The organism is Parabacteroides sp. AM17-47, from assembly GCF_003434625.1.
Classification (GTDB): domain Bacteria; phylum Bacteroidota; class Bacteroidia; order Bacteroidales; family Tannerellaceae; genus Parabacteroides; species Parabacteroides distasonis.
On the sequence record NZ_QTLI01000044.1, the window covers coordinates 1 to 11,459 of the forward strand.

12 protein-coding genes and 1 pseudogene are annotated in these 11,459 nt (G+C 42.0%); 5 read left to right on the top strand and 8 right to left on the bottom strand.

All coding sequences use genetic code 11. The features are described 5' to 3' along the window. Positions 1 to 543, top strand: a 543-nt coding sequence (locus tag DW205_RS21480) for a hypothetical protein (protein WP_233523172.1), incomplete at its 5' end; no start/stop codon positions are given. Between the two features lie 3 nt (positions 544 to 546). Next, positions 547 to 1,014 carry a hypothetical protein gene (locus tag DW205_RS21485; RefSeq protein ID WP_117797331.1) on the top strand — a complete coding sequence of 156 codons (468 nt, stop codon included), beginning with the start codon at positions 547 to 549 and terminating at the stop codon, positions 1,012 to 1,014. A gap of 237 nt (positions 1,015 to 1,251) precedes the next feature. Here the strand turns inward: DW205_RS21485 and DW205_RS21495 are convergent, their stop codons facing one another. From DW205_RS21495 to DW205_RS21510, 5 genes and pseudogenes are all read right to left on the bottom strand, one after another. Then, entirely contained in the window at positions 1,252 to 2,028 is a 777-nt protein-coding gene (locus DW205_RS21495) for a phage antirepressor KilAC domain-containing protein (RefSeq protein WP_118289764.1), read from the bottom strand. Between the two features lie 47 nt (positions 2,029 to 2,075). Continuing rightward, positions 2,076 to 2,540, bottom strand: a complete 465-nt coding sequence (locus DW205_RS22690; RefSeq protein ID WP_233523173.1) for a hypothetical protein — start codon at positions 2,538 to 2,540, stop codon at positions 2,076 to 2,078. Between the two features lie 43 nt (positions 2,541 to 2,583). After that, positions 2,584 to 2,856 (bottom strand): annotated as a pseudogene (locus DW205_RS22695) (DNA methyltransferase); the annotation flags it as partial. Positions 2,857 to 3,116: 260 nt separating this feature from the next. After that, positions 3,117 to 3,491 (bottom strand): hypothetical protein, encoded by a 375-nt coding sequence (locus DW205_RS21505; RefSeq protein WP_100766149.1) that lies wholly within the window; start codon positions 3,489 to 3,491, stop codon positions 3,117 to 3,119. Positions 3,492 to 3,494: 3 nt separating this feature from the next. Further along, positions 3,495 to 3,827, bottom strand: a complete 333-nt coding sequence (locus DW205_RS21510; protein WP_117699717.1) for a helix-turn-helix domain-containing protein — start codon at positions 3,825 to 3,827, stop codon at positions 3,495 to 3,497. A gap of 251 nt (positions 3,828 to 4,078) precedes the next feature. Here DW205_RS21510 and DW205_RS22700 point away from each other — a divergent pair, with 251 nt between their 5' ends. The 3 genes from DW205_RS22700 to DW205_RS21530 are packed head-to-tail and all read left to right on the top strand — an operon-like array spanning position 4,079 to position 6,171. Further along, a complete protein-coding gene (locus DW205_RS22700) occupies positions 4,079 to 4,405 on the top strand; it encodes a hypothetical protein (RefSeq protein WP_100766151.1) in 327 nt (108 codons plus the stop codon). Next, entirely contained in the window at positions 4,360 to 5,058 is a 699-nt protein-coding gene (locus DW205_RS21525; protein WP_100766152.1) for a nucleotidyl transferase AbiEii/AbiGii toxin family protein, read from the top strand. Before DW205_RS22700 ends, DW205_RS21525 begins: the two co-directional genes overlap by 46 nt. A gap of 42 nt (positions 5,059 to 5,100) precedes the next feature. Then, positions 5,101 to 6,171, top strand: a complete 1,071-nt coding sequence (locus DW205_RS21530) for a ComEC/Rec2 family competence protein (protein ID WP_117797325.1) — start codon at positions 5,101 to 5,103, stop codon at positions 6,169 to 6,171. Between the two features lie 110 nt (positions 6,172 to 6,281). Here the strand turns inward: DW205_RS21530 and DW205_RS21535 are convergent, their stop codons facing one another. Genes DW205_RS21535 through DW205_RS21545 form a run of 3 tightly spaced genes read right to left on the bottom strand, consistent with a single transcriptional unit; the run spans position 6,282 to position 10,834 of the window. Then, complete coding sequence (locus DW205_RS21535; RefSeq protein WP_117797323.1) at positions 6,282 to 7,550, bottom strand: patatin-like phospholipase family protein; 1,269 nt, start codon at positions 7,548 to 7,550, stop codon at positions 6,282 to 6,284. A 9-nt stretch (positions 7,551 to 7,559) separates the two neighbouring features. Further along, complete coding sequence (locus DW205_RS21540; RefSeq protein ID WP_158557042.1) at positions 7,560 to 9,695, bottom strand: Mov34/MPN/PAD-1 family protein; 2,136 nt, start codon at positions 9,693 to 9,695, stop codon at positions 7,560 to 7,562. An 8-nt stretch (positions 9,696 to 9,703) separates the two neighbouring features. Then, positions 9,704 to 10,834 (bottom strand): hypothetical protein, encoded by a 1,131-nt coding sequence (locus DW205_RS21545; protein WP_117797319.1) that lies wholly within the window; start codon positions 10,832 to 10,834, stop codon positions 9,704 to 9,706. Positions 10,835 to 11,459: the final 625 nt, after the last annotated feature.

The following is an 11,459-nucleotide window of genomic DNA, read 5'->3' on the forward strand; positions in this document are numbered from 1 at the left end:
CACATTTTTAGAATGAAAGGGGGAGTTTATCGAATGCTTACAAAGAAAGAAGCCGGACGGGTTAAAGATGTAACGGATATGAGGCAGGAAAATGGGAGCATCCGCAAACTACGGGAATTGCTGGACGACAAGATCGCAGCCGTTGAGAGCGTCATGCGCGAGGGGCTGGAGTCCGCCTCTACGGACTACTGCCGTTTCTTTGAATGGAAAGCCGCGTACCTGTACAAGGGGGAGCTGCAACGCGGGCATTACCGCCTGTTACGTAATAAAGTCGGCAGGACGGAAGACGTGGAGGACCTGAAGAGGTATTTCGGGGATATCGCCAGGTACCACAGGGAAAGGCTGGCGGACGGGACGCCGGCGGGAAGCGGTGCCCATCCGATGGCGGACACCTGCCGCGCGCTGTCTTTGGAATGCTCACGGCAGGTGCTGAAAGACTGCCTGGAATTCTCGCGTCTCCTTTCCTTTGGACAGCCGGAACAGGACGTGAAAGAGGAAAACGGACAACCCGTGAAACATAGGACGAACGGTTTAAAACGATAAGGTATGGAAAGACAGAACCCAGGCATGGTCCGGTTTATGGACCGGCTGGATGAGAGAATGGAAGTCCTGGACAAAAGAATCCAGGATAAGGCGGTAAAAGCCGGTGAGGATTACCTCTCCTTTTTCGAGTCACACGCGGAAGAGGCGTACAAGGAGTATTACTTGTACAAGTGTTTCAGGGACTTGAAAAAGAAGGCAAGGGAATCGGGCAGTCCGGAAAAAGTGTTGGAATATCTGAGAAAGAGGCAGAATGTCTGCCTGGACACGTTGCTCAGGCAGGACATCGCCGCCCGTAGTACAAGCCCGATGGCGAACATGGCACACACGCTGCGGCTCGAATGCGTCCAGCTGCTCGTGGAGGATTACGGGCATTTCATCCGGATGCTTGCCGACTCGCTACGGCAGCAGGAGACGCTGCGGGATGCCCGGACACTGCGGGAAAAAGAAAACCGGAGGGGGCCAAAACTATAGGCTCCTTCCGCTCCCGGGTGACCACGGGTATAATGAAAATCAAGTCAAGTCATGGATAATGGGAATTGCAAAACATAGGGAATCCTACTTTGGACGGGTACGGAGACCTGCCTATGGAAAGCGGGGCATCCGGCAGGCACATCTTGACAGGCCGGGCGCCGGAACGGATATATCAAGGGCTGTTCTCCCAAATAACGGGGGGGAACAGCCCTTTCTGTTGCCGCCAGCGGCGAAGGGTTAAGAGAGAGGCTGGCTACTGAAGAGGCAGTGGATGAACAGACGGCCCTTCTCGGTCCACACCGTATGCATGGCCGTGCCGGTTTCCCCGCTGCGGCTCTGCCAGCTGTGCGTATGGGTCCGTGTATATCCTTCCTTCTGATAACGTGCAGTGAGCATCCAGGTTCCGCTTTGGCGGAACTGGATGCCGAGAGCTTTCAGTCTCAGGTTCAGTTCCCTCCCGCTCATGCCCAGCTCCTTGGCGATCTGTGTGGGCGTATAGGTGCTTGATGAACGCAGTACCTCATCGAAATAACGTATCTTGGGGGCTTGTAACCCCAATCTCAGGGCATTCAGGGCATTTTCCTTTTTCAGTTCGGATATGCGCCGGTCACGCTCCTTCAGCTTGTTCTCCGCCAGCATCAGGGCGCGTGAAAGCAGTTCAGCGTCCGTTTCCCCCTTTTTCCCCAGCAGATAGCCGCCCTCTTTGAGCGTGCGCGGGACCAGTTCGTCGAAAATCCAGCTCTCGAACCTCTCGGCTGATGGCAGGCGGCTACCGGCTATCAGACGATACAGGTTCCCCTCGTCGATGAACTTCACCTTCTGCCGTCCGCCCGCCGTAGGGATATCGTAAAATACGACACCCTTCGTCTTGCAATGGCGGGCAATGGCGTCATTGGTGTTCACGTAACCGAGGGCCTGTGCCACGTCAGCGGCACAGAACCACATTCTTCCTTCATTCTCTATGGTCCGGACCTTGCCGAACTGCGGATGTTCCGCAATGATTAACATATGCATGTCATGTTATTTATAGGTTGATTCTATCGCTTTGAATATCTCATGGATCACCTGGGGGACGATGGCGTTTCCGTATCCCTTGACGGACTGCTGCCGCCAGGAAGAAAAGGTGATACCGTCCAGTCCGTGGGGAACCCCATCATCTCGGCCACAAACAGGGGATTGAGTTGGAAACTTCTCCCAGTTCGGGCAAAGAAATCGGGAAGGCTTCCCAGCCGCGGGTTCTTCCCCTTCCTCTCGAAGTTCTCCAGCGTCGGTGCACCCTTCCAATCCCTTGCCGTCGGGGTCGGGAGCAGCCCGTGGAAGTCCAGGAAATCCGTCAGGCCGTTGGGGTTCTTCTCCCCGTCCTCCGCACCGTGCATGGACGTCCGACCCAGATATTTCCAGCGTTCCACCCGTTGCCGGTGGTGTATCTCCGTCGCTGTCGGGGTGGGCAGCAGCATCTCGCGGATGATTTCCGGAAGACCCTTCTGGAGACAGTTCGGCCCCCTCGGGCTGTAATCCCTCGCCATCGGAGTGGGCAACAAACCATACACGGTCCCTTCTGTGCGGGACACCGACGGCACAAGCCGGAATAAGCAACGGCTGGACGGTATATCCTTCACGCTCAAGATCTCGGCAGATGGTCTCCACGACGTATTCCTCCCGTTTGCGGTATACAGGCTTAGCCTTTCCGAAAAGAGAGGGCTGATATCCCACGTGAGTCTCCTTGCCGGGCTGTACCACCTGGAGGATGCCACCAACGTTCTCACCAACAACCCAATCGGGCCGGATCTCGTGAATGGCACGGAGCATGTGAGGCCAGAGGTAACGGCTGTCCTCCGCACCTCTGCGCTGGCCGGCGACAGAAAACGGCTGGCAGGGGAAGCCTCCTGTGAGAACGTCGACCCGTCCCCTTCACCGGCGAAAATCCGTAGTTGTGATGTCTGTATAACTTTCTGCATGGCTGAACCAGTAATTTAAAATCCTGTTACAAAATTCATCTATCTCACAATGGAAGGCGTTACGCCATCCCATTCATTCGGCGGCGAGATCCGCCGCTCCGAACCCGCTGAAAAGCGAGGCATGTACCAGTTGCTTCATGTTTATTAGCCGATTGAAGGTCCCGTTTCTTTTTTTTCTTTCCCCGTCACCTCCAGAATGATGGTTTTCTCATCTATCTTCCGGTAGACGCCCCCCATCTCAAGCATGTTCTTGAGGCGGAGGATGTCGGTGATTTCATAGACTGTCATGCCGTTCCGGTGGACGAAGCGGATGTAGCCTTTCTGTCTTTGTCTTTCCACTTCCTCACGGCTCATTTGTAGCAGTTCGCAGATTTCCTCCAGTGTGAAGGTCAGCTGCACTTCCTTTGTCGCGCAGGCATAGGCCAGGATACTCAGCATCTGCAGGCATTTGCGATGCGCCTTGACAAGAGACGCAAACTTGTTGCGCTCGATCATGATGACTTTACTTTGATTTTCCATCTTCTATGATTTTTTTACGGGTTTGTTATTCCTGATATCCGGACTTTCGTCCCTGTATTCTTCACGGAGGAACCGGTATACATCCGAGGCCCAGAAGTATATCTTGCCGCTCAGTTTGAAATAAGGCAGCTTGCCCGAGTTACGCCAGCGGATAAGGGTCCGGTCGCAGACTTTCAGCTGCAGGCGCATGTCGCGGCTGTCCAGCATCTGCTTGCCATTGATGCTGGTCATGGCATCCAGTGCCGTTTCCAGCCGGGTGATGAGTTCACGTTGCTCGGAGAAGCTCTCCTGGATTAATGCTTTCAGCATTTCGATGTCTTCATTTCCTGTTTCCATCTTTTGTTCTTTTTCGTCCGTTATTTATCCTTCTTTCTGTCGCAAAGTTTGGGAAAAAGGAAATGTAAAAATAGGGCTGACGGATACCGCCAGCCCCATATTTTATCTGTAACATTCTGTATGTTAGGTGTATCTTGTCAGATAAAAAATAACATTCCTTTTTGGGTGCTATTCCAAATTTAATCATTGAAAACTTGTTTATCCGGACAAAAAAACTTATATTTGTAAATGTATCAGGTTTTATATAATATATGACGATATTTGATGATTATAAAAAATATAAGGACTTGTATTCTGTCTCTCCGACACTATTGTGGGAGTATGATCTTTCTGATTTTGACTGGTGGAAATCCAGAAAAATCGTGGTACAGCGTATACTTGAAAGAGGGTGGCTAAAAGATTTTTATGCGGCTTTCAACATATATGGGGGGATAGAGGGATTTCGGGAGATAGTAAAAGATGTTCCTTATCTGTCGCCCAGGGATATCAATTTTGTATGTATTGCATTTAATCTAAAAAAAGAAGAGCTAAGATGTTACACACGGAAACTGTTGAGGGAACAACTCTTGAACTCTTAAGAAATTTGGAACAAGAGGAAATGCTGTCCTCATTCTCTCTTGCCGGAGGAACAGCTCTTGCCTTGTATCTGGGACATAGAATGTCTGTGGATTTGGATCTCTTTACCCCTTTGCCATTTAATGCTGTCGTATTGAAAGATTTTTTGGAGAACAAGTACGGCTTTCGTACAGACTTTATGGAGAAAAATACATTGAAAGGTTCTATTGAAGGGGTTAAGATAGATTGTATAACCCATGGATATGGTTTGCTTGAAAAACCTTGTCTGGAAGAAGGTATCAGACTGTACAGTATGAAAGATATCATTGCCATGAAGCTTTCCGCTATTGCGGACAATGGTTCCCGTTTGAAGGATTTTATTGATATAGCTTTTCTTTCCACACGCTTCTCTTTCTATTCCATGTTGAAATTTTATGAACATAAATTTCCAAATGCAAATGTTATTAGACCATTCAAGGCTATTACTTTTTTTGAGGATATAGATTTTGAGGAAAATGTAGCCATGCTTGAAGGAGACTATAAATGGAAGCACATAGAAAAAAGGTTGATAGACATGACAAAAATGCAGGATAAAATATTTGACTCCTTACCTCTGAAATTGGCGGTATCTTCAGTAAAGAGACAAAATATCCACCAGAAAAAAATCAAATTGTAATTTCTACAGTAAAGAGAATAGTAATTATTATATCAAAAAAATATGAAAATCACAAAATACGAAATTGATATGTTGGATGTAAAGTCGGCAGATGCTTTCTTAATCCATTTTTATGATGATGATGATAATGACAAAGACTATATCATTCTAGTCGATGCAGGAAATTATAATGACGGACCAACGATCGCGAATTTTATTAAAAATCGTTATGGGAGGAAAAATATAGACCTTGCTATATGTTCCCATTGTGATAAGGATCATTTTGGTGGATTTGTTTGGTTACTTGAGCAAATAAGAGACAATGCTCCTAATAGAATTAATATTTCTCATTTTTGGGTAGATGATCCAGCTGATCATGTCTCTTTAGGCATGGTTAAGAGAATTAGAACTCATGATTCTTTAGTTGTAAAAGCGCGTTCTGTTTATGATCTTGGTGATAATAAGAATATGCTAGATATATTAGACGAATTAGGTAATAAAAAATTAATATGGACTGAACCTTTTTCTGATGCAGGTAAATATTCTGACAAACCATACAGTGTGGATGCATTCGATAATCACATTGAGGTACTGGGCCCTTCTGTGACATATTACGAGCAACTGGTTCCTGATTTTCGTAATGAATTGAAAAAAAAGGATTATACAACAGACGAAAATGAAGATGCATCTATTACCTTAATTGAGGGGAGAGTTTACAGCAAAACTTTAGATGATGCAGGTGATGATCCATCTAGTCATAATCAAAGTAGTGTTATTTTTATTTTCAAACCGGATGATGGAAAAAAATTCTTATTTATGGGGGATGCTGGTCGGGATGCAATTGATCATTTTCTTTATGAAGAAGATAAATATAAAATCAAAGGAATCTATTGGCTAAAAGTTCCCCACCATGGTAGTAAATATAATATGGATAATTGGATGATCGATCATTTAAGGCCTAAAAATGCTTTCATTTCAACCGAAAAGGTCGGACATTATTTAAGTCAAGCTGTAGTCAACGCTTTAAAAAAATGTGATTGTAAGGTTTGTTCCACTCATAAACATGGTTCTGTATGGCATCATTGCGGCACTGCATCAAGGGATGATTATTCATCTATAATCTCATTTTTATAAGAGATCAGATGGATTGTTCAAGAATTAAAAATGAGACTAGCAATATTGTTGGCCTCATTTTCAATCCTTAATATCTAATATATAAAATGAAATAATTATACGTATTGTTTCTAGTGTAATAAATGAGGCAGATATGTCTTAATTTGTAATTCTGTAAGCCATTCTGAATGAGCAGAAAGAGCATCTATTTTTCTTTTTGACAGTGGCGTAAGATTTGTACCCACAGATAGTGCTATCTCATGAAGTTCTTTTGAAGGTGCGCTATCAAGCAGTACCTGCCAACCTATAGATTTCTTAAAACACTCTTCAATTCGGAATTTTGCATTTTGATCATTCTTTTCTCTAAAAGCAATAACATCATCTAAAGAAATTCTATGAGCCGATAATACTAACTCTGGGACATTTTCCTTTTTGATATTATCCATAAACCGATCTACCATTGAATTCCATTCTGACCATAGCAAAGAAACATAAGCGTAATATGCGGAGTTTTTCTTTGTGCGATTATAAATATTAGTTCGTATTTGAATGGTCCGGATTCTGTTCATTAGAACTTCTATCGATTGAAACATTAAACAGATAGTATTACGAACTCCCTTTATATCAGGACGAGCATTTCCCGCATCACTAATTACCACATTCTCCACCCGATATAATTTATTGGTACTTTCTGTTAATATATAAGCCCCCTGATTGTCATATAAACCGCCATCAACAAGTAATGTATCCTTATATTTTCCTTCTTCATAATATCGTTTGTCTATTTGAGTAGGTGAGAATATGGACGGCACACAAGTGGAGGATGCAACAGCGAAGGATATAGGAATTTCTTCTCCTTTAATGATGCTTCGACCATTTTCTCTATAATCATATCCTCCCACATCTTGTTTTGAAAATGTAAAAAGACGTCCTGTCGCCACATTAGTAGAATTAATACCGGCAATAGGTGAATCTGGTAAATCTTTCAGTTTTTTCTTTCTGAAAAACAACCTGTCATAATATAAGGCGATCCACTTACTACTTGGAATAAGATAGAATCCCCAATACAGCAACAAATACAAAAACAAAAACCACCCACTTACAAAAATCCCCAACAATGCTGGGAGTAAAAAAACGATTGCGAGGTTTAATATAGCCCCCCAAAGTGAAGAATGTGCTAGACACTTACGGAAGGATTGCTCAATCTGTTCAAAAGGTTCGTCTTTATGCAACAAGTAAAATGCAGCAATAATAGACCCTCCCGATACGGAAGATATAACATCAACCTTTTCAAGCAAACCCATCTTATGAAGAGCCCGCAAAGTCCCCAAATGATAAGCTGCTGCTCTGTAGCCACCACCGGACAATGCCAATCCAATACGTTTTCCGTTTTCCCCCATACTTATTAATTATATTTTTGCATTTATATATATTCCATCATTACCGGAAATAGCCTGTACAAAAGGTAAGTCTTCCTGTTCCAGCCAATCACTCATTTGCCGGAACTGCTCTTTATCAGTACTGCTCGGTGCACAGTTCCCATTCGGGTGGGAGTGCCACTCTCCTAGATAAGTTACTTGATGGTATGTTTTCCTCGATATCTCATTCTTCACTTGAGAAAGCCCTTCACATCCTCGAATAAAAGAAGCAGGAGTAGATTGACTATCACAAGGAGCCGGATGCATATACAAGACATAAATTATTCGTCGGTCTTTATCATAACAACCAAAAAGACAGCCACCTGTCTCTTTGTCGTGAGACAGCCTTTTTTGGTTTTCCATTTCATTTTGGACATCATTGGCGAGATATACCTGTATATCCTCGGATTTGTATTGTTTCCATTTTGAAATGTTTAAACTAATTTTACTGACCGTACTATCCTGTCCATTCACCCTCCAGATACACAAACTACAATTATCCCTTTTGGATGCTTTTTGTATTTGTTGTGAAGCGATACCTGCGAGAATACCTACGTTATCATAATCCAGAATGCTTGATATTGAACGGCAACTAAAACTATTTGTTCTTTGTTGGTCCACCATTTCCAAATGTGATGATAATTCAGACCGGATGATCAGATTTCGTTGATAACTCATTTCCAGCAAATCCAAGCGTTGTGTTCTTGCTTTATCCTCCATCAACATAACCAGCTCATTTCCCCTCGGATTCAAGAAGACAGTACAACAACGATATTTCTCACTATATGGTTCAAAAGCAATCTTTCGTTCTACAGCAACTGAAGTACTAGCATCAACAATCAAATCCGTATCTTTATATATGATCTTCTTATCATTTTCTGACAATCGAAGCATGTCTTTCTCAATCGCAGTAATTTTCTGGTCAATAATACCACTATAATGATTTTCCAAAGCTTTTACCTTTGAATACATCACCATATTCGGAGACAATATATGGCGGGCTACATTGTGCGGCAATAAATAGTCAAAATCTAGAAATACGACCTCTTCACTTATGCCCTCACGCACAAAAGAGTCCAAGATATTAGAGCCAAGAGTACCCGCACCTATCACAACTAACTTTTTGTAGAGGAGATCTTTGGCGTTAAAAAGAGCATTATATTGCCTCGCTACCGGTTCAACAGTGAAAATAATTTCTATCGGAATTTCATTAAACCACTTCTTAAAATTTTCAGGTGTAAGAACTCCATACTTATGCCTAATGTCCCTCGCCTTTGGTGTAATTCTTACAAGGAATAAATCTATACGCTCATCTTTACCTCTTGCCATCCTCTTTGAAGGTATATAAAGAAGTATCAATAGAGGCAACTGTGTCTTCCCTGCCACCGTTGAAACAAGTGTTTGTAGAATGGTATCAGGAACCGACTTCCCAATAACAGACGATATATCAGCCAATTCTCCAATAGTCTTAGGCAAACAAGCCATATTTTTGGAAACATTGCTGTTTGTTGGAATATTTACAATATAATGGGTTGCCTTGTTCTTGCTGACAAACTCCAGCGTGGAAGTCAATTTTGATAATTCCGTATATAACCCATAACAAGCATCTACAGACTGGATATTCTTAAAAGTACATATTTTATTAAATTGAAAGAATACTTCCAAAGGTCGATCCTTTTCGTGTAACAGTCCCAAACTATTTCTGTTAAACCAATTTATGATATAATTGATATAATCATAAGCATTGAACTGGTGTCTGATGTCTGAAAAAGGGACATCACTGATACATAAGGATACAGGATGTTCAAAGGCTCTAGCATTAGAATGTGGAAGACCTACCGGAAAATCTTTTCGCAGTGCATAGACCTCTGGTAAACTGAGATCCTCTTTCGTACAAATAACAGCTATCTCCTCAACTTCCTGAATAGGATAAACCGGCTCATCTGGTATGCTGAGACGATGCAAAGTTAGAATAATAATTTCCGCATCTGCCGAGTTGCGGATACATGAATTCACTGTCACACAAGGATGTAGCAAAGCCGCCTTATGTATTGTAATAGCACGTGGAAGCCTTAATTGACTTCCACGTATCTCACTGCCTTTTAGTATCTTATATTCTTTATACATTTTATCTGTCATTTACCGGCTCTAGGTGCCGGGCGCGAAATAATAGTGTCACCGGCGGCCACAGAAATAGTTTCATGTCGTTTTCCTGTTTCAGCAATTTTAAAGACAATAGGTTGCGATATATTTCCTTTAAGATGGTCTGTTGCTGTATTTAAGAAATTGTCTTTGTTGCCAAGCCGTTTCTTATACTCCGTTTGGGCCTGATAACAAGGAGGATTTTTGCCATCATTCATAATCGCGTTGGAAGAGGCAACCACATAAGCTCTGCTACCCAGTTGCTTCTTCATTATTTCTTCAGCGGAAGGCATGACCTTTTCCTTGTCTGAAGAATCATTGAAGAACGTCCACGAACAATGATGGGGTGCCAAAAAAATATCCCATTTCAAATGTTCGTCATCTATATTGTTATCGAGAATATGCTGCCAAATTTCATGTTCCGCATCCCCACCCATTAATACACGGCATTTAAAACCAGCACAAGATGATATTTTGAACCCGAACTGAACAACTATAGATGTCGCATTCTTGTCATCATCTTCTTTGCAGACAGTGATATCCTCCTTGAAAGGAGCATGAATAAAGATTTCTAACCATTCGAACGGCTTTCCGTTTGCCGATAGAACTGTCTTACCCGGAACATATCCGTAACGGCTATCAAATTCCTTATCTTTATCATATCCCACTATGCGGAGGTAATTGCCATATCCACCATTATAGCTTCTATCACGATCATAAATTTCCCGACGACGTTTGGCTTCTCTTCTGATATCCTCAGCACAATCAGTTAATACGTTGCCGACACCTCGCGGTGTAACCCATAATTCCCCGATTATAATTTTATTCTTATCTCTTTCCTTGTCGTATTCACTGGGTGCACCATGAAAGAAGTTCGTACTAAAGCCGTCACAATGGTCTTTGTGAGGATGTGTATTAATAAACAAATCCACAAAAGGGCGACCTTCGATGTCCTTTTTAAGCTCATTCAACAAATCTCTTTTTACATCAAAATAGATCTGTTTACCATTGTCCACAAGATTGTCTTTTATTTGGCAATCAATAATAATCGTCTTACCGTTACTCAACTTTATTAAAGTACAATCTGCATTACCGACAGGATAAAATTTAATCGTGTGTTCCATATTTGTTAGAAATAAGAATTATTAAAAAATAAAATAATGCCATAATAATCATCTAAAGTATTTATCAAATATTCTAAATGCACATTACGACCTCACAAATACTATCTTATTAAAAGATGAACAAATATTATGCCAATATTTGTATTATTCTATTTTCTTTTATATAAAATGGGATTCATGACATTATGACCGTTTTTAATAATTCTATTCCACTGTAGTTTCGCACCCCTCATTCCAGCTTCCAAAAAAATTCTATATTATTCCTCTTGAAAAAAATGTAGACAGGGAATTAGTGTGGCGAAAGATAAATAACTAGCCCATCTCTAAATATACTTAGATTAACTTGTAAGCATCAAAAACATTACTTACTTTTGCGTTAGAGAGATATTTGAAATTATGCAGAGCAATACAATGTGTAGCTGGACTTTCACTACTATATCGTTACCTGTATCTTTTAAATACTGCAATTAACTTCTGATTTACAGTAAATTACAATAAAACACTATGTTTCTACAGCATGAAACTAAAGTTTCTCCCTAGTGGAACTAAAGTTTTTCTATAGCAAAACAAAAGTTTTCCTTATAAGAAATGTCTTTTCCTGATTTATCTAGACACTTTTTTTGTT